General features: G+C 61.6%; 22 protein-coding genes. All 22 read left to right on the top strand.

Annotation, left to right across the window (positions count from 1 at the left end; all coding sequences use genetic code 11):
• The first annotated feature begins 11 nt into the window (after window positions 1–11).
• Complete coding sequence (locus tag ANT_RS10790) at window positions 12–311, top strand: ribbon-helix-helix protein, CopG family (RefSeq protein ID WP_013560559.1); 300 nt, start codon at window positions 12–14, stop codon at window positions 309–311.
• On the top strand, window positions 293–721 hold the full coding sequence (locus ANT_RS10785) for a type II toxin-antitoxin system VapC family toxin (RefSeq protein WP_013560558.1): 429 nt from the start codon (window positions 293–295) through the stop codon (window positions 719–721). The genes ANT_RS10790 and ANT_RS10785 overlap by 19 nt, the downstream gene beginning before the upstream one ends.
• A gap of 39 nt (window positions 722–760) precedes the next feature.
• Window positions 761–1,048, top strand: coding sequence for an AbrB/MazE/SpoVT family DNA-binding domain-containing protein (locus ANT_RS10780; RefSeq protein ID WP_013560557.1), 288 nt, complete (start codon window positions 761–763; stop codon window positions 1,046–1,048).
• A 167-nt stretch (window positions 1,049–1,215) separates the two neighbouring features.
• A complete protein-coding gene (locus ANT_RS17400) occupies window positions 1,216–1,353 on the top strand; it encodes a hypothetical protein (RefSeq protein WP_013560556.1) in 138 nt (45 codons plus the stop codon).
• Complete coding sequence (locus ANT_RS16495) at window positions 1,337–1,786, top strand: PIN domain-containing protein (protein ID WP_081460247.1); 450 nt, start codon at window positions 1,337–1,339, stop codon at window positions 1,784–1,786. Before ANT_RS17400 ends, ANT_RS16495 begins: the two co-directional genes overlap by 17 nt.
• A gap of 118 nt (window positions 1,787–1,904) precedes the next feature.
• Complete coding sequence (locus ANT_RS10770; protein ID WP_013560554.1) at window positions 1,905–2,150, top strand: type II toxin-antitoxin system Phd/YefM family antitoxin; 246 nt, start codon at window positions 1,905–1,907, stop codon at window positions 2,148–2,150.
• Complete coding sequence (locus ANT_RS10765) at window positions 2,147–2,569, top strand: type II toxin-antitoxin system VapC family toxin (RefSeq protein WP_013560553.1); 423 nt, start codon at window positions 2,147–2,149, stop codon at window positions 2,567–2,569. Before ANT_RS10770 ends, ANT_RS10765 begins: the two co-directional genes overlap by 4 nt.
• A gap of 1 nt (window position 2,570) precedes the next feature.
• Window positions 2,571–4,634, top strand: a complete 2,064-nt coding sequence (locus tag ANT_RS17700) for a WD40 repeat domain-containing protein (protein ID WP_013560552.1) — start codon at window positions 2,571–2,573, stop codon at window positions 4,632–4,634.
• A 186-nt stretch (window positions 4,635–4,820) separates the two neighbouring features.
• On the top strand, window positions 4,821–5,552 hold the full coding sequence (locus ANT_RS10755) for a hypothetical protein (RefSeq protein WP_041454956.1): 732 nt from the start codon (window positions 4,821–4,823) through the stop codon (window positions 5,550–5,552).
• A gap of 380 nt (window positions 5,553–5,932) precedes the next feature.
• Window positions 5,933–6,523, top strand: coding sequence for a hypothetical protein (locus ANT_RS17875; RefSeq protein WP_231854275.1), 591 nt, complete (start codon window positions 5,933–5,935; stop codon window positions 6,521–6,523).
• Between the two features lie 8 nt (window positions 6,524–6,531).
• Window positions 6,532–7,071 carry a hypothetical protein gene (locus tag ANT_RS10745; RefSeq protein WP_013560549.1) on the top strand — a complete coding sequence of 180 codons (540 nt, stop codon included), beginning with the start codon at window positions 6,532–6,534 and terminating at the stop codon, window positions 7,069–7,071.
• Window positions 7,068–10,529 (top strand): serine-rich protein, encoded by a 3,462-nt coding sequence (locus tag ANT_RS10735; RefSeq protein WP_013560548.1) that lies wholly within the window; start codon window positions 7,068–7,070, stop codon window positions 10,527–10,529. Before ANT_RS10745 ends, ANT_RS10735 begins: the two co-directional genes overlap by 4 nt.
• Window positions 10,526–10,666 (top strand): hypothetical protein, encoded by a 141-nt coding sequence (locus ANT_RS17570; protein ID WP_013560547.1) that lies wholly within the window; start codon window positions 10,526–10,528, stop codon window positions 10,664–10,666. Before ANT_RS10735 ends, ANT_RS17570 begins: the two co-directional genes overlap by 4 nt.
• Before the next feature lie 14 nt (window positions 10,667–10,680).
• Entirely contained in the window at window positions 10,681–10,983 is a 303-nt protein-coding gene (locus tag ANT_RS10730) for a hypothetical protein (RefSeq protein ID WP_231854273.1), read from the top strand.
• A 1-nt stretch (window position 10,984) separates the two neighbouring features.
• Window positions 10,985–11,185 (top strand): hypothetical protein, encoded by a 201-nt coding sequence (locus ANT_RS10725; RefSeq protein ID WP_013560545.1) that lies wholly within the window; start codon window positions 10,985–10,987, stop codon window positions 11,183–11,185.
• On the top strand, window positions 11,182–12,054 hold the full coding sequence (cpaB, locus tag ANT_RS16490) for a Flp pilus assembly protein CpaB (protein WP_013560544.1): 873 nt from the start codon (window positions 11,182–11,184) through the stop codon (window positions 12,052–12,054). The genes ANT_RS10725 and cpaB overlap by 4 nt, the downstream gene beginning before the upstream one ends.
• Before the next feature lie 13 nt (window positions 12,055–12,067).
• The gene (locus ANT_RS10715; protein ID WP_013560543.1) at window positions 12,068–13,372 is read left to right on the top strand and encodes a CpaE/TadZ family protein; all 1,305 of its coding nucleotides are present in this window, start codon (window positions 12,068–12,070) and stop codon (window positions 13,370–13,372) included.
• 56 nt (window positions 13,373–13,428) lie between these two features.
• Window positions 13,429–14,598, top strand: coding sequence for a TadA family conjugal transfer-associated ATPase (locus tag ANT_RS10710; RefSeq protein ID WP_231854271.1), 1,170 nt, complete (start codon window positions 13,429–13,431; stop codon window positions 14,596–14,598).
• A gap of 3 nt (window positions 14,599–14,601) precedes the next feature.
• Entirely contained in the window at window positions 14,602–15,525 is a 924-nt protein-coding gene (locus ANT_RS10705) for a type II secretion system F family protein (protein ID WP_013560541.1), read from the top strand.
• Between the two features lie 98 nt (window positions 15,526–15,623).
• Window positions 15,624–16,490: a hypothetical protein gene (locus tag ANT_RS10700; RefSeq protein WP_013560540.1), complete on the top strand. Its 867-nt coding sequence runs from the start codon at window positions 15,624–15,626 to the stop codon at window positions 16,488–16,490.
• A gap of 314 nt (window positions 16,491–16,804) precedes the next feature.
• Window positions 16,805–17,755, top strand: a complete 951-nt coding sequence (locus tag ANT_RS10695; protein WP_172634618.1) for a CAP domain-containing protein — start codon at window positions 16,805–16,807, stop codon at window positions 17,753–17,755.
• Window positions 17,745–18,617, top strand: a complete 873-nt coding sequence (locus ANT_RS16485; RefSeq protein ID WP_013560538.1) for an N-acetylmuramoyl-L-alanine amidase — start codon at window positions 17,745–17,747, stop codon at window positions 18,615–18,617. Before ANT_RS10695 ends, ANT_RS16485 begins: the two co-directional genes overlap by 11 nt.

The raw sequence follows: 18,617 nt of genomic DNA, 5'->3' as shown, positions 1-18,617 counted from the left end.
GGAGGTGAACGATGGCAACACAGTTGATCCGTGCCCAGGTCATGCTCGACCCTGAAGACTACCGCCGTTTGCAGGCTCTGGCAAACGAGGCGGGAAAAAGCCTTTCTGAAACCCTTCGAGAGGCTGTCTTGCGCTTTCTGGATGAACAGGAACGGCAGAAGCAGGAACAACTTCGCAAAGCGCTGGCGGAAATGCGTCAGATTCGGGAGCAAAACGCTGCCCGGTATGGCGTTTACAAGGGAGATCTGGTCAATGAGGCGCGTGAAGAGCGCGAGCGCCAGATGGAGGACGTATGGAAGCAGTGGTCATAGATGCGAACATTGCCGTAGGACTGCTGGTAGAACGTCCCTGGTCTGCGCTTGCCGAACAGAAAATGCTGGAGTGGGGCAGTCGAAATATTCAGATTTGCGTTCCCGCCCTGTGGACAAGTGAGGTCATGTCTGCGCTTCGTAAAGCGATTTATCTGCACCAGATGGAACAGGACGATGCCCTGAAACTGGTATCGGCGATGGAAGCCTGGAATGTTCAGGTCCATCTTCCGGATACAGCCCTGAACCGCAGTTCGCTGATCTGGGCGGAACGGCTGGGACAGATGGTTGCCTACGATTCCCAGTACCTTGCCCTGGCTGAATACCTGAAGGCAGACTTCTATACCGTCGATAAAAAGTTGTTCAACCGCTGCCAGGAGATTGGCGTTCCGTTCGTCGAGTTGCTGACGTGAGGCTTGAAAATCGGTTGTATCCTACTGGTGGAGGTGAGTATGACCGCAAACGAGGTAGTGCAGGTGTCAAGTAATGGGCGTATTACACTTCCCAGCTCCATCCGGTATAAGGTGGGACTTTCCGAAGGCGACCTGCTGCGTATCGAAGTGAGCGAGGAAGGACAGATCATCTTGACGCCTGTGGTGGCTTTGGATCGCACCCAGGCTTATTTCTGGACACCGCGCTGGCAGGCGGGCGAACAGGAAGCCGAGGCAGACATCCTATCCGGGCGCGTGCGAACATTTTCAACCGTTGATGATTTATTTGAAGATCTGACCGGGGAGTAGCCCTGTGCAGTTCAGCCGTACCGAACGCTTCAAAATAACAGAGGTGGTTTATGGCTGTCTATCAGATTCAGGTGGCAAAGCGGGGGGTGATTATCCTTCCAGCAGAAGTACGTCGGGAAAACCAGATTGAAGAAGGATAAATTCTGTCTTTACTTGATCTGGATGGTGTGTTGATCATTACCCCACAGGAATTACAAACGGATCGCCTGGTAAATCAACTGGCAAAAACCTGGCAGGAACACGGTTTAGACCTCGAAACCATGTTGAAGACACTGCGAGAGGTCCGAAGTGAATACACCCCCTAAAGTGTTTCTGGATACCAGTGTGATTTTTGCAGCAGTGCTTTCACCGGAGGGCGGTGAAAGGATGGTGTTTCGATTGGGCGAGAGCCGGTTGGTGCACCTGTGGATTGGAGGGCAGGTGTTAAAAGAGTGTGAGGCAGTAATTTTACGTAAAGCAGCTGACAGCCTGCCGAACATGGCTTTACTTCTGGATACGGCAAAGGTACAAATTGGCGCAGAAGCAAGTCCAACCCGTTTGGAACATGCCAGGCAGTTGGTGGCATACCCACCAGATGCGATTGTGCTGGCGGAGGCGATTGAATCTCAACCAGATTGGTTTTTGACCCATGATCATCAGCATTTTCTGAAAGGGCCGACTGAGGAACTCTCTTTTCGGGTTGGAACGCCGGGAGATTTTCTCAGGTGGTTCCGAGAGAATATTGTCAGGCAGGATTGAACGCTTTTATAGTTTACCCTTTTCCCACTGCTGCTGTTTGACTCTCAGGGGCTTGACAATGAGGCCAATTTGTTATAAAGTAGTCTCAAAAGAGACTACTTTGTTGTTGGAGGCGGTTATGCCCGAATACGTAGGGATACGGATGCTCAAAGCCAGAGCGGGAGAGATTGTCCGCAATGTGCAGCGTGGCATGCGTTACGTGGTGTCCATTCGTGGGCGTCCTGTGGCGCTCATTATTCCTGTGGAGCCGGTTCCCGAATTGCCTGAGCAGGATTCGTGGGAGGCTCTCTATCAGGCTGGCAGCCTGCTGGAGTGGAAAACCCAACGGACAACGGAAGAACTGCTGGATGAGGTGAGAGGATGAGCCCGGTGACGGTAGATGCCAGTGTGTGGATCAATGCGTTTCGACCGGGAGAAGAAGGCAGTCGCGAAAGCCTGGCATTTCTGGAAAAAATCCGTCAGTCCCGTGAGCCGATGATTTCTCCTACCCTCTTGCTGCCTGAACTTGCCGCAGTGCTGGCAAGAGGCGGCGAGAAAAGCGAGAACGTCCTGCGCTTTGTGAAGAGTGTGAAATCGTTACCTCATCAGGTTTGGGTATCCCTGGACGAAACTACGGCGCAGGTGGCAGTTGAACTGGCTGAACAATGCAAACTTCGTGGAGCGGATGCGGTGTACGGAGCAGTCGCCTTGCGATTTGGTTCCGTCCTGGTAACCCGAGACCGGGAGCAGTTAGACCGTTTGAAAGGAGTCATTTCGGTTAATTTACCCAAAGAGTTGGTGTAATATGTCTCGTATTCGTCTTGCCCTCATCCCCCTCTTTCTGCTGATTGCCGCCGCTGGCGTGTTTGCCCTGCGGAATGCTTCTGCGTCTGTCCCGGAAGCGCCTGAAGCATTACCAACAGCGACTCCAACCGCAACGCCTGCGCCAACGGCTACCACTGCTCCAACTGCCACCCCGACGGCGACGGTGGAGCCGACGGCAACCCCAACCCCCACGCAGACGCTCATCAGCCTGCCGGTGACCAACGGGACGCCGGTTCCCGATTTGCCCTACGAGGTCATCACGGCGGAAAACGTCCACCGCCTGCGCGAGATTGCCCGCTACGGGTACCCGCGCCTGCTGGACGAGACCCCTTACCGCCTGACCGCAGACGGGAAGACCATCGTGGTGGGAACGACCGCCGGGATCGAGTTCTACGATGCCCTCACACAGGCGAAAAACGGCGGATTCGAGGTTGAGTTCCTGCGGGCGTTCGACATGAGCCCGGATGGACGCTTTATCCTCACCCGGGCCGGGGACACCCTGACGGTGTGGCGTCAGGACGGGCAGAAGGTGCGGGAGTTTGCGCTGGAAGCGGGAGATGCCTGGGCGTTGAATGCGGTGGCGCTCTCTCCCGACGGTTCCCTGCTGGCGGTGCAGCGTCCGAGAGGGCAGGTGGTGGAGCCGGACAGGGTGGACGTGTACCGGGTGGAAGACGGCAGTCTGGTGGACACGGTGCGCGGGATGGGCGCGCAGTTCTCCCCGGATGGGAAGTACCTGGCAACGGTGTTCGATGCTTCCGTGCGTCTGTACCCGGTAGCGGAACTGGGTACAGGGTGGGAGAAGCGCCTGCCAGGAGAGACCCTGCCGTGGTGCGGTGAGGACACCTGCGGGCTGGTCTTCTCGACGGATGGCACACTAGCCGCGGTGGTGCGCGCCGCGCGGGTGGATGTGTACCAGGTGGAGACCCGCAAACTGGTGCGCCAGGTCAGTGGGTGGGAAGAAGCAAGATACAAAGTACCCCTGGTTAGTTTCACCAAAGACAATCAACTCGTTTTGATTGTTACTGCGAATCCTGATTTCGGTTGGAAATTTGGTGTAACGAATCCTTACGCAAGTGCAATTCTGGTTAATATTTCAAGTGGGGAATGGATTAGCGAAGTACCTGCTCCTGAAGGTTTTGTTTATCCTTCCGAGAAAGAAATATTGATGTTTTCTTGGAAACCGGAAGGGGAAATGCCTTATTTTGACAATCCAGTGTTTTTGATCGACAACAAAGACGTAAAAATTGCCGAAGGCGTAGGTAATGAACTTTGGACTTGCGGTGTGGACGGATGTAAAAAAGAAACTCTGGATACATCTGTGAGTTTAGATGAAAACTTGACACAGTACCGAATAGAAAAGCATGAAAACCATTGGGCTGTTATTTCTCCAAACGGTAATCAAATAGTCTCCTTCACATCGCCAACCGATGAAATCAACGTTTTGATTTTCAATGGGAATGTTGCGGTGGTTTATTTTCAGCAAAGCCTAATGTCGGTCTTTGTCAAAGCATTCCGCACTGATGGAAAACAAACCGTCATTTCTGGAGATTATGCCCGTATAGTATGCTATCGTTATCCTTACCTTGTCTTTGAGGTCTTTTTTGAAAAAGCAATAAAGGTGTTGAATTTGGAAGATTGGACAGTCCAAAAGTTCAATACTAACTGGACCCCTGTGGGCATGGATAACTCCAAATTATTCTTTGCAAACCATGATTGGCAGAATCCATCAGTTTGGGTTTGGGACTTGTCGAGCAAAGAAAAATATTCGATGCCTGTTCAGGATTGGAAAATCGGACGGACCGGTGAAACTAGCGCATCGTCCATTCTCTTGCCCTATTCTGAATTGCTTTTTGTAGACTCAAGTGGTTTTGTGTTTGTATTCGATTTACGGACACGAAAATATTTAGGGGAGTTTATTTTTTCTCATCCGGCGCCTGTTGAAAAATTTGTGGTATCAGATGACGGACGCTTACTCATGTCCTTCGCTTATGACGGCTTCATCCGTGTCTGGGCAGTGGTGCCGGAGGACGCACCTGTAAGGTGATTGTAAGGTCTTCTGCGGGGTGATCTTACGCCGGGTTCATTTGCGCCCGGCGTAATTTTTTGGTATGCTTTTGGGCAGACGTGAACCCATAGCCCGGTTTTCGGGGTGGTCTCCGCTTTGAAAAAGCGCCCACACCTTTCGGGTGTGGGTTCTTTTCGTTAACGCCAGAGATAAACGGAGGTGAAAATGCGAAAAACGATACTGTTCATGCTTTTGCTGGTGTTTCTGGCAGGGTGTTCGCTGCGCGCCACACCAACGCCGACTGCCACACCCCGCCCAACGTCGACGCCAACCGAGGAGGTGCGGTATTACCCAAAACTGGATGCCAGTATGCGACAGGAATTACTTTACCGGGTTGCTAAACCCAAACAGTATTACCGAGAAGTGGTGTTACCAGACGGGATGAAATATGAAGCATTTTGGCTCATGGTCATTTCCAGCGGAAAAACCGAAACGCTCAAGACAGGACAATACGATCTGGATGTCGTCTGGGTGTACGAGCGAAATCTGGATACTGCCTACTACCCGCTGGTTGTAGGTGTTTGGGATGGAGAGATTTATACGCCCTACTACACTGGATACACCGGTGCGCCGGAACGTCAGGCGTACCTGATGTTTCTTGAAGAAAAAGGTGTTCTGGAACGTGGCAGGAAGTTATTCCCGTCTGTTGCAGATCAATCAGGCGGGTATGTCAGTTTGCACAAACAAATAGAGTGGGATCGGTGCGGTGACAGTACCTACTGCCATCTGGGAAGGTATATGCAGGAAACTTACCGAATGGACAGAAAGGTCATCGGACAGTACGCAGGTCTAGATCCCATTCCAGAAGGCTGGGCACTGGCATGGATGTGGGATGCGGCTATGGAAAATTATCTTCCAAGTGAACAAAAAATTGATTTACCGCAAGGAGGTGAATGATGAAAATCAACGGGCGTTTTGTTGTAAGCAAATTCTGGCAGATTACCCTCATGGGGCTGCTGATAGCCGTCGGCATTGCCCTGTTCCCTCAGGCACAGTGCGCGGTGGCTCAAACATGTAGTGCGCCTCGTGATTTGTGGTGCGGAAGTGGAAAATGCTGTGATCCGGCAGCGGGATTTACTGTGGTTGTAGGGTGCAGCAAAGTAGGTAATATCTGCGTTGAGGATACAAAGCAAGTGCCTGTTCGTTGTCAACATTCCAGCAATTGTGAGGTTACTGAAGTTTTAGACTCGACTTATAAAAATCGTCTTTCGGGTGGTTATTGGACTGTTGGGAGTTGCCCGAGTTTCTTTCCCCAAGGTGGAAGTTGTGGAACACCTTTGACTAACACTAATTCTGTCCGTGCCACCTGCTGCACCGGCTCCTCCGGCAGTGGTGGAGGCTGCACGCCCTCATACGCCCCCCCGACGATAGACGACACCTACACGGTGGATCCGCCGTACCCGGTGCCGTGGCGGCAGGAGCAGCCGCCCTACGGTGAGGCGTTGGGGATGACCATCAACGACATCAAAGCCCACGGTGGGGCAGATACCGCCTGCGGGAGCGGACAGGCGAATATCACCAGCCTGACCGTGTGGGTGGAACTCACGGAAGAATCGCGGGACTGGATCGTGTACACGCTGGGACAGCGCTATCCGGGTGCGCACGTGCTGGGTGAGTACCCGCAGTACCCGGAGCGCCCGGACGATCCTCTTCACCCGTATGCTCACTGTGCCTGGACGTATGGGACAAGCGGCATCAACACCCCGAACGCCGAACTGGACTGCCGCTTTTTCCGCCCGTGGGATCCGGGCGACTACACCGTGCACGTGACCGCCTGCCAGTCAGATGGCAAATGCACCACGAAGGTGCTGCCCAACCCGATCAAGGTCTATCTGCTGGAAAGCCGACTGCTGGCGCCGGAGCCGTGAGGTGGGGCATGGAGTGGTACACGCCGTTCGTTTGGATTGCAAACGGATTGCTGGCGCTGGTGTGGCTGCTGGTGGAGCACCTGTGGCAGGTGGGGCTGGCAGGCGCGCTGGGGTATGCCGTCCTGCGTGCACCGGTGAGTCAGCAGCGCTGGACGCTGGGGGTGGCAGTGCTGGCGCTGCTGGCAGGGCTGCTGGCGCCCTTCCCGGTGGCGCTGTTCCTGCTGGTGATGACCCTCGCCGGGCTGCTCGCCGTGCGGCTGGAGCGGTTCAACCCGCAAAACACGCACTGGATGCTGGTGCGGGGGCTGGGGCTGTACGCCCTGACAGGTCTGGGCTTTGCCGCCTACCGCGAGTGGCTTCTGCCCGCCCTGAGCGACCCGGCACTGCTTCAGGGGCAGGCCTATCTCAACGCCATCGCCTCGATTGCGCTGTACCTGCTGCCGCTGGGGTATCTGGCACTGCTGGCGCAGGGACTGCTGGTACACCCGCCGGTGCAGCAGGACGCAGATGAGATCATCTACCACTTTCGTTCACGGGGGAAGCCATGATCAGAGTGCTGGACAACGGACTGCATATCGAAGAGGGCGTACTGCGGTACGCCTGGTTCCGGCTGGAGACGCCGGAAGGGGAACGCTACCGCTGCGTCGCCTTCCGTGAGTTAGCCAGCGTGCCGTATGACGTGGCGCGGGACACCGACACGCTGGGCAGACAGTGGGCGGCGCTGCGGGGCGTGTACAACGCGGGGGTGGATTACCTGTACACGGCGCTGGGAATATTTCACCCGGAGCATGTGGGGATCGTGCAGCTGTACGGGGCGGCGGGAGAAGGGGAAAGCCGGGAGACAGCGGCGTCACTGGCGCTGGAAGGCGCGGCGGCAGTGCAGGCAGCCCTGGCAAACTTCCCGCAGTCGCAGACCCGACCGCCCGATCTGCGCTGGATCGAGTGGTATCTGGAGTTCGTCACGCGGCGGGCACGCAACGTGCTGGCACTGCTGGGACATCCCGACCCGCGCGCCAGCAAGCGCGGACTGGGAGCGGACGGCAACCTGCCGGACTACGCCGAAGACGACCTGGCGGAGGAACAGAACGAAATTCTGTTTCGCGGGCTGGCAAAACTGCGGCAGGATTTCGTCTTCCAGGTGGCGGCAGAGCACGTAGACCGCAAGCGCCTCTCGCGGGCGCTGGTGGAAGTGGCGCGGGTAGCGAGCCAGTTTGCCAGTCGGCGGCGGGGAAGTGTGAACATCGGCTTCTCGCTGGGCATTCCCCTCATGGCGGCGCTGGGGCAGGCGGTATCGGGCGGACAGGGCGGTTCGAGCGCGGTGGCGCACTCAACCGCACAGGGGACGTCGCACGGCTGGGGGCAGGCGCACTCGGACAGCCACAGCGTGGGCAAGAGCGAAGCCTGGACGAACGGCGGTTCGGAGACGCACAGCGTGGGCACGTCGTGGGCGAAATCGGTCTCGGAGGGACAGTCCTGGTCGCACACCGAGAGTCACGCCACCACCGATTCCAGCGCCACCTCGACCTCGGTAGGCAGCGGCAGTTCCTGGTCAAGCGGGGGGAGCATTTCCAGCGGGGTCTCGGGAAGCCACACGGAAAGCGCCGGGAGCGGGACGACCCTCTCGCACGGCACCTCTTCCGGGGTGAGCACCTCGACGGGAGAAAGTCTGTCCCATTCGGCAAGCATGAGCACGAATTACTCGGCAGACGCCAAAATTCTGGGCGTGGGCGGCGGGTGGAGTTCCGGGGTCAGCGAGGGCTATTCGGGAACGCAGTCGAGCAGCCAGAGCGTCTCCAGCGGGACCTCTGAAGGGGTGGCGGTGAGCAGTACGCAGGGGACGGCCGACTCGAGCGGATGGAGCGCGGGAGCCAGCCAGTCGTGGATGAGCGGGGGGAGCAGTTTCTCCAGCACCACCACGATGAGCGGACACGCCGAAACGCACGGCACTGCCGACAGCGTGGGTGGATCGCATGTCGAAACCACCACGGTGGGCGGCAGCGAATCGTGGTCTCAGTCGCGCATGTGGGCGCACACAACGGGCAGGAGCGAATCATGGGGCACGACCGACACCACCAGCGAGCAGTACGGGCGCAGTTACGCCGAAGGCGAGAGCGCGGCGCAGGGGGTATCCCGCATGACCGGGCAGGCGTTTACCGGCGGCTTCTCCACCGGGCTGGTGCCGGGGGTGAACGTGGGACGTTCGTGGCAGCTGGAGGACGACGTGGCAGACCGGCTGACCGAAATCCTGCGGCAGTTCGAGGGGCTGGTCAACCAGGCAGCGGCAGAGGGCGGCTTCATGACGGACGCGCTGCTGCTGGTGGACACGGAGGAAGGCGCGCGTGCCGGGGAGACGCTGGCCAGTCAGGCATTTCACGGCACGACCGTACCCACCCCCGTCCTGACGGTGCGGGCGGACGACCCGCGCGTGCGGGAGCACGCCCTGGCGTTCCTGCCGTATGCGGAAGCCGACCCGAACGACCCGTTCGGCGGGGTGCTGTGGACGAAGTACGGCACGCTGCTCACGGCAGGGCAGCTGGCCGCCTACACCGCGCCTGGACTGGTGGAGGAGAGTACGGCGGTGGTGACGATTGCGCCGACGCCGAAAGGGCTGACCTTCTACCCGAACATGCCCGGGGACGTGGTGCTGGGACACCAGTACAGCCCGCTGACGCGCGACCTGACCCGGGCGCAGGTACGGCTGGACGCGGAGCGCCTGTTCCACACCATGTTTGCCGCGGATACCGGCTACGGGAAGAGCGTGGCGGCGATGCGCCTTGCCTATGAGACCACCCTGAAGTGGCATTTGCGCACGGTGGTGCTGGACTTCGGCGCAGGCTGGCGCAGTCTGCTGAACGCCCCGGGACTGGAGGGGCACGTGGACATCCGGCAGTTGTGGCCGACGGCAGCCAGACCCTTGCGCTGGAACCCGCTGCAAATCGGGAGGAACATCAACCCGGAGACGCAGTGGCGGGCGTTTGCGGACATCTTCGGGAGCGTGGCACGGCTGGGGGTGAAGCGGCAGAAGCAGGAACTGCTGGACGCCCTGCGGGCGGTGTACCTGCAAGCCGGGGTGCTGGTGGACGACCGCGAGGTGCGCGGAGATGCGCAGTGGGGCTTTGTCCAGACGGACGAGGTAGAGGTGGCAGAAGCGCCTGTCGGGACGCCGCTGGGGGAATTGAGCCTGACGCAGCGGCAGCGGCTGGCGGTGTACCGTTCGAGCCGGGTGGATTTGAGCACGCTGTACCGGCAGGTGGAGGAGAAACTCTCGCGGGTCAACCCGCGGGACACCATGCTGACGGGCGTACTGGAAGGCATCCTGTACCGCATGAATGCGCTGGTGCAGGGAGCGGCGGCGGCGCAGTTTTCCGCCGGTCCCGACTGCGTGCCGATGGAAGACCTGGCCAAGCCGTGGGGAGTGGCGATCATCGAGGGGGGCATGTTTCTGGACGACTTCGGCAAGGCGTTCCTGCTGGGCTGGGCGGGCTGGCACCTGTACACGGACATGGTGGCGCGGCGGGTGCATGAGGTGAACACAGACGAGCCGATTTTGCAGATTTTCTTCGAGGAAGCCAACAAGATTTTTGCCGGGGTGGACGCCGGAGGCGGAGACGACGAGAGCGGCGGGGTGAGTTTGAGCCAGCGTTTCGGGGACATGTTCCGGGACGCGCGCAAGTACAAAGCCCGCCTGCACGTCATCACGCAGGCGCCGAGCCTGATCCCGCAGGACATTATCAGCAGTTGCAACAATCTGGTGGTGGGTTTCCTGAAGAACCCCAAAGACAAGGACATCGTCCTGAGCGGGATTGCGCGCAGCGAAAAAGGGTTCGTGGACGAACCCTGGCGGCGGTTTCTGGCGGATCTGCAAATCGGCATGTTCCTGGGGCGCTTCCCGTATGCCTTCGAGCGCGAGATGCAGCAGCCGTTCCTGTTCCGACCGCTGGCGGTGGTGGCGCCCGAACCGACGGATGAAGAGATTGCCGCAAAACTGGGGAGGATTACGTTATGAGCGATTGGAAAACCGATAAACAAACATTCGAGACCCTGACGCTCTCCATAGCGTGTTTCATCTGGGTTGTTCTCACTCTGCTGCTGTCCGCGGCGTATGTCGTACTGGTTGTTTTGAATGCCGGAGGTTGGAAATGAACATCAAGCCGGTCATGATCTTTCTTTTGCTGGCGGGAGTTTTGCTGGTGGGACTGCTGGCCGTGGAACTGTCCGGCGCGGGCAGAGGGGTGGATCCGCAGGTGGTGAGCCTGAAGACGCAGCCCGCCACGGCAACGCGCACCCCAGGCTGGTGGTCATCGGTGGCGACCTGGACGCCGGGCCCGACCGCAGACCCGACCCGGGAGGTCACGGAGACGGTGGAGGAACGCTCTACGCCCACCCCACTGCTGGACATCCCGCCGGTGCGCACGGTGGAGATGCCGACCCCGCAGCCAACCTGGACGAGGAGACCGTGAGATGGGCGAAGAAGAACTGACGCACCTGCTGGAGCGCCTGCGGGAACGGCGATTGTTCGATGAGGTATTCGTGCTCATCCTGGAGCGCGAACCGCAGGGAGACTGGAAACTGCTGGACTACGGCATGAGAGAAATCTCCGACATAGCCGCATGGCTGGCCGTGCAGAAACAAAAATACACAAACGAAAAGGAGAAAGCATGAAGAAGTTTATCCCTCTTGTTCTGGCGATAGTCGTGTTTGCGGTGGCGCTGGCGCTGAACCAGCCCGAGCCGCAGGTGAGTGTGGTGGTGGCGGCGGGCGATCTGCCCGAAGGACGGGTACTGACGGAGGGCGACCTGACGGCGAAGGAACTGCCCAAAAGCCTGGCGCCGGAGGGGGCGGTGAGCGACCCGCAGAGCCTGGTGGGGCAGCGGCTGCGGGTGGCGCGCAGCGCCGGAGACCCGGTACTGCCCGTCCACCTGGGCGGAGAGACGCTGGAACTGCGGCCCAACGAGCGCGCCGTGGCGCTTTCGGTCACTGCCGCGCAGGGGTTGGCGGGACTGCTCAAACCCGGCGACCGGGTGGGGGTGACGGTGATCGTGAACGCCAGCCAGCAGACCTTTGCCAAGTACATTGCAGGCGGTCTGCGGGTGCTGTGGATTGATCCCGCCTTCCGCCGTGAGGAAGCCCCTGCGCCGCAGGGCACGCCTGCCGCGGGCGGTGGACTGTTCGGCGGTGGGTCATCCACCGGCGGAGCGGTGGACACGGGCGGAACGGCAAAAGGGCTGGTGGTGCTGGCGGTGCCGGTGGAGGCGAAGAGCGTGGTGTACGACTTCAGTTTGCTGGGGGCGATGAACGAAACCCTGCCGGTGTATCTGGTGGATCTGCTTCCGGCGCTCTCGGCGCAGGGAGCGCAGTTTGGGCTGGTGCTGGAGCCGGAGAAGGCAAACGGCGAGGTGATCACCAGCGGGCTTTCTCTGCAGGGGATTGCGGTCACACCCGGGGCGACCCTGACGCCCACCCCGACCGGCGCGGCGCCTGCGCAGGATGCGGAAGCGGTCTCTACTCCTGAACCCACGAAGAAACCCTGAGGGAGGTGCAGCCATGTGGAACCATCCAGGTATGAATTTGCAGCAGGCGGCGGATGCGGTGACGGTATTGCTGGCGGGACAAATCCCGCGCCTGCAGGCCTGGTACACGGCGCTGGCGGCAGATGCCCGCTTCCGGGTAGCCATGCAGGCAACCGATCCGCAGGACCTGAACAGCAAACTGGTGACCAACCCGGATGTGCTGCTGCTGGACGCCACCATTTACCCGGGCCCGCAGCCGCTGCTGGAGACCCTGACGCGCTACCACGGGGCGGCGTATGTGCTGCTGCCGCTGGAAGCGTCGCGGGAAGCAATGGACAGCATTGCACAGGTGCCCTGCGTGAAGGGGGTGTACAAGGGCGATTTGAACCTGGTAGCCATCGCGGGAGAGATGTACGCCGCGGCACAGGCGCAGCGGCAGGCGCGCATGAGCGCCGGTATGGAGGCGCTGTGGAACCGCCCGCAGAGCGGCATGGGAGCCGGAGGCGCGCCGCTGGGCTTGCGGGTGGTGGCGGTGTGGAATCAGGCGGGCGGGGTAGGCAAGACGACGCTGGCCAGCAACCTGGCGTATGAGGCGGCACGGCGGGGACTGCCCACCCTGCTGGTGGGACTGGGAGCGCCGGACGACCTGCCGCTTATCCTGGGACTGAAACCGGAGCCGAACCTGAACCACTGGCGCGCCAACCCGACCGCAGAAGGGCTGAAACTGGCGCTGCAAAAGGTGGACACGCTGGACGTACTGGCAGGCTTCCCGGACGTGCTGAGCGAAGCACGGGCGATGAACACGCCGCTGGATGCGCCGGAGAGCGTTCCCAAGCTGGTGCTGACGGCTGCCTACATGGGCTACGCGGTGATCGTGCTGGATGCCCCTCCGACGGCGCTGGCGTCAGCCGCACTGGCGGCGGCGAATACGCTGGTGCTGGTGGCGCGTCCCTCGCTGGAAGGGGTGATGCGCACGGTGGAAGCCTACCGCACGGTGGTGGAGCGGCTGGCAGGCGAACACCACATTCCCGCGGCGGGGGTATACGTGGCGTTGAACCGCACCGGCGCACGCATGGGAGCGGACGAGTGGCACAAAGCCGCTTCCACCCTGCTGGGCAGACCCTTCCCGCCGGTGGCGGCGCAGATACCGGACGAGCCGCGGGTGGGTGAGGCGCAGGATGCGCGCAAACTGCCCCTGAACGCCAGCGATACCTTTGCACGCAGTTTGAAACCGCTGGCGGATGCGCTGTTCTCGACGCAGGGAGCGGCGGCGGGTGTACCGCAAAACGGGAGCGGAAAGAAAACTTTTGAAATCTTTGGGGTGAGGGTGAAGGTATGAGCTGGCTGGAACTGATGGCACAGGTCACGCCGCAGCAGGAAGCGCAGATCGTGGAGATGGCGGCGAAGGAACTGCAGGGCTTACCCCTGGCGGTGCTGCGCGACCGGCAGCAGTTACAGGCCCGGGCGCAGGCGGCGGTGTCCAGCGCCGCCACCCGGGTGGGAGTGGCGCTGCAACCCAACCTTCAGGCGGCGCTGGCGAAAGCGGTGGCGGGACGGATTGGTGGACTGGGAGCGCTGGATGAACTGCTCCCGCCGACGCGCACGGATTTGAGCGAAATCAGCCTGAACCCGGACGGGACGATCTGGATCCTGCGCAAAGGGGAACGCTATTTCGAGAAGCACAACCGCCAGCCATCGCTGGATGAGACCTGGCGCAGCGTGGAGGCTTTGCTGGCGCCGATTGGGCGGGCAATCTCGGAAGCCCAGCCGAGCGTGGACGCCAAACTGCCGCGCATGGAGGGCATGGGCGGAGCACGGGTGAAAATCGTGCATCCCGTCCTTGCGCCGGGGCTGGGGTATCCGGCGATTAACATCCGCCTGTTCGAGCCGCGCCCGGTGCCGCCGGAGCAAATTGTGGCGTGGGGGATGTGTCCGCAAGCGGTCATGGAGACGCTGTTGGACGGTGTGGCGCAGGGCTTGCGGGTGCTGGTGATCGGGGGGACGGCGACCGGGAAAACCACCTTCCTCTCGGCGCTGGCGCACGGCATTCCCCGGACGGCGCGGATTGTGAAGATTGAGGATCCGGAGGAAATCTGGCTGCCGCACGAGAACGTGGTCACGCTGGAAGCGCGTCCGCAGGTGGTGGGCAGCGACGTACCCGGGTACAGCCTCTCGGACGGGGTGGATGACGCCATGCGCATGGCGCCGAACTGGCTGATCGTGGGCGAAGTGCGCACAGGCACGGCAGCGCTGTCGCTGTTCCGGGCGCAGATGAGCGACCATCCCGGATTGAGCACGCTGCACGCGGAAGGACCCGAAGCGGCGATTCATCGTCTGGGCGTGCTGATGTGGGCGGATGCGCAGGTGCGTATCGAAGCCGCCAAGGAGATGTTCGCGATGGCGGTGGATATGGTGGTGCAGGTGGGCTGGCGGGAAGGAAAGCGGCAGGTGCTGGGTGTGTGGGAGGTGAACCCTGAACTGAAGGGCGGGAACGTCACCTTCCGCCGGTTGTACCAGGCGGGAGAGGAGCGCATGGAAGCCTTTACCCGCCGGAGAGGAGGGTGAGGCATGACGGTGTACTTACCGCAGATTCTCATGGCAATTTCACTGGCGGCGTTTGCCTACTACGCGCTGGAAGCGGTTGCGAAGCAGCGAGGACGGGCGGCGAAAACGCTGGCGGACTACTACCAGCCCCTGACCCCGCAGGAAGAGCGTCCCATCCGCACCGGCTCGTTTGAGCACAAGGTGCGGCTGGCGGCGCTGCAGTACCGGCTGAACGCGGCAGGCAGGGAGAGCCTGTACTACTACGGAGCAATGGGCGCGCTTACCCTGGTCTTCTGGGCGGCGCTGGTCTTTCTGGGCGTGCCTGCGGTGCTGTACCTGCTGGCGCCGGTGCTGGGCTGGGTGGTGGTGAGCGGGCAGGTGAACGGGGCATGGCAGAAGATGAGACTGGCGCTGGAGAAGGAACTGCCCACCTTCCTGCTGCGCATGAGCGCCACGATTCAGGCGACCCCCAACGTGCCGGAAGCCATAGCGGACGTGACCGCCAGTCTTGACCCGGCGGGACCGCTGCAGGCGTGGATGAAGCGCCTGCTGGCAGCCATTCAGACCGGCGGACGCAGGGGACTGGAGGAGATGCAGGACGAAGCCGCGGCGATCTCGCCCTCGCTGATGATGGCGGTGATGGAGATTGAGCGTCTGTGGGAGACGGGCGGGAGCGGCTACGTGGAAGCGTTTCGGCTGGCGAGCGACAATCTGGCGTCCATCCTCGAAGGCAGAGCCATGGCGGCGGCGAAGGCGGACGGCGCATGGGGTACGGTGCGGGTGATCCTGCTGGCGCTGGGCGGATCGCTGGTGGTCGCCATGTCGAGCGCCGCCGGGGGCGGTCTGTTCGACACCCCCGCGGTGCAGATTGGATTGCTGCTGGCGCTGGCATGGGCGGCGCTGGGCTGGAACGTGATTGGTGACATGATCCGGGAGGTGATGGAATGAACGAGTGGGTATTGTTTTTTACCGGACTGTCTGTCGGGGTGACTCTGGGCTTTGTGGTAGCCCGCCTGATTGACCTGTCGGAACTGCGGAGGTGAGCGATGGACGTAAATCAGTTGCTGATGCCGGTATCCCTGGCGCTGCTGGCGTGGGGCATTGCGCAGAACGTGAAAATCGGCGGGGGGAAGACCGCCCGAGCCCTGCAGGACTATTACGCTGCGCAAACGCCAAAGCAGAGCAGGCAGGAAGCCATCGGGGAGGCGGTGGCGGGCAGACTGCTGTCGCTGAAGACCTGGGAGGATCACCTGCGCTGGGCGCAGCGGGGCGGGCAGTACCTCGGGCAGAGCCTGGGCGGAGTGGTGTTCCAGAGTTTGCTGTTTGCTGGAGCAGGCTTGCTGGTGGTGATGGTCAACCCGGCGCCGCTGAGTCTGCTGGTGCCGGTGATGGCGTTCGCCTACCCGCTGGTGCGGCTGCGGTCAAAGGCGAACACGGTACGCAAGCGGGTGTTCCGCACCCTGCCGGAGACGGCGGCGCTGATTGCCGCAGAACTGGCGGCAGGCACCGCTCCGGACGTGGCGGTAGCGCGGGCGGCGGCGATACCTGGCCCGCTTTCGGCGCTGCTGAAAGAGGCGGTGGAGCAGAGCCGCCAGACGGGGCGCCCGCTGTTCTCGCGCAAACCGATTGGCGGGACGCTGGTGGAAGTGATGGGACACTCGGGCATACCTGCCCTGCACGCCTTTGGCAGTCAACTGGATCTGGTGGCGTCGAAGGGGGTGGCGGGAGCGGCGTTGATGAGCGAAATCGCCCGTGCGCTGGGACAGGAATACCGGGCGCGTTTGCAAAGCGAGGTGGAGAAGCTGGATTCACGTCTGACGCTGGTGGTGGCGCTGTTCTTCTTTGTGCCGTTCGTGGGACTGCTTTTGTTTGCCTCCCTGCGTCCGGTGCTGCAAATCTTCCTGGGAGGGTAGGTAGCATGAAGCGGGCGCTTCTGGTTGTCTTGCAGATGGCTTTTCTGGTTCTCCCCGTGCAGGCGCAGAGCCTGCCGTGGGTGGAGATGTGGGTCACGGTGCGGGACGGCGTGACGGGAGTGGTGCTGGCAGATGCGCAGGTGGAGAACCCGCTCTGTGAGGGTCTGCCTGCGGACGCCTGCACCCGTTACGGGGTGTGGAACGCCGAACGGCAGGCGTTCATCCTGAAAATCCCGCGTCTGGAGCCGTATGAGGTGGTGGTATCGAAGGACGGATACGAGACGCAAGTGCGCAGCGGCACGGCGGTGGATGCGGTGACGACGTGGGACGTGCGCCTGTTCCCGGCGCAGGCAGGCGCGACCTTCCGGGTGTACCTGCCGCTGATTATGAGTAGCGGCACGCCGTTACCGCCACCGGTGTACGACCCGGTCGCGGCGGTGGGACGGTTGAACTGGTGGCGTTCGCTGGCGGGACTGCCTGCGGTGAGCGGCAATCTGGAACTGCATTCCGCCTGCCGGGCGCATGCCCGCTGGATGGTGAACAACGGGATTGCGGCGCACACGGAAGACCCTGAACTGCCGGGGTACACGATTGAAGGCGATGCGTGCGGGCAGGCGGCAAATCTTGCATTTGGGGTGGATGTGTTCCCGGGCGATGAGCAGGCGGTGGATGCGATGATGGCGTCGCCGTTCCATGCGCTGAACGCGCTGGACGGGCGGCTGGTGGAAGTGGGCTTTGGCAGCGCGCGGCTGGAAACGGTGTGGAGCGGTTCTTACAGCGCCGCGGCGCTGGATGTGTTCCACGGGCAGGACTGGAGCCTGGTTCCCGCGCCGACCACCTTCCCGAAGGACAACGGGACGCTGCCGGTGCTCTCGTACAACGGGCTGGCGCAGCCCGACCCGCTGACGGCCTGCCCGGGCTACACGGCGCCGACGGGTGCAGCGCTGCTGGCAATGTACCTGCCCTACCCGCCGGGGACGATTGCGTCCACCACCCTGCAGCAGGGCAGTACCCTGCTGGAGCACTGCGTGATTCACGGCTGGTCGTACCACAATCCGAACCGCGATCTGGAACTGCAGGGACGCAGCGCGCTGGCGGAGCGAGGCGCACTGATGATCATACCCCGTCTGCCGCTGCAGGCAGGAAAGACCTACACGATGAGGGTGACCTGGGCGGGCAGTCAGGAGGTGCGCTGGACGTTCACCACGGCGACCGAACCGCTGGATATTCTGCCGTTGCGGGTGCTGTTACCGCATGGAGATTGAGATTGTCTCGCCGAGAAAGTTGCTCACCGGTCTGATGATGATCGGACTGGTGGTGGGCGGGGTGTGGGGGGCACTGGTGCACGTCCCCAGGGCGAGAGTGGCAGCGGCGCAAGCCCTGCCCTCTCCGACCCCCACACCCCTGCTGACGGCGGCGGTGTTTGAACCGACCGCCACCCCGATGGCTGTGCCAACGGCGACACCCATGCCCACACCCACTGCTGTGCCGGACAACCTCCAGACCTATCTGGAGGGATGTCGAAAGGGTGGGGCGGCGGCTTTCACGCCGGACTACGCCGGGGCGGTGGTGGCGGCGTCCTGCAATCACGGCGGGGAGAACCGTCCGCAGGCGGTGGTGGTGCATGCCACGGAGGGCGAATTGCCCGCAGCCCTGGCGCACCTGCGCGACCCGCAGAGCCGGGTGAGCGCGCATTACGTGGTAGATCGGGACGGGACGGTGTATCAGTTAGTCCCGGAGCGGGCGGTGGCGTACCATGTCGCCTGCGGGGTGGAAGGCTGTGTATCGTCCTGCCCGGCGTTTCTGTGCGGGGACGGTAGACCGGAGACGCGCACCGTGGGGATTGAACTGGTGAACCGCGGCAAAGTGCCGCAGGACTGGCGGGGAGCGGTGTACGAGGACTACGGGATGGCGTTCGGCTGGCGCTGGTGGGAGGAGTACCCGCAGGCGCAGCGGGATGCGCTGAAACGGCTGGTGGAGGATATTGCCGTGCGCTGGGGCATTGCGGTTGACCCTGACCATGTGTTGGGACACTACCGCGTGCAGGGCAAGCGCGACCCGGGTCCGGCGCTCAATCTCTTCTGGGAGCGCAACGGCCACCCGATGAGGGAGGCGGTGTTTCCATGA

It is taken from the genome of Anaerolinea thermophila UNI-1, from assembly GCF_000199675.1.
GTDB classification, from domain to species: Bacteria; Chloroflexota; Anaerolineae; order Anaerolineales; family Anaerolineaceae; genus Anaerolinea; species Anaerolinea thermophila.
The sequence above is the reverse complement of the archived record's forward strand: the minus strand, read 5'-3'. Positions and strand labels throughout refer to the sequence as shown.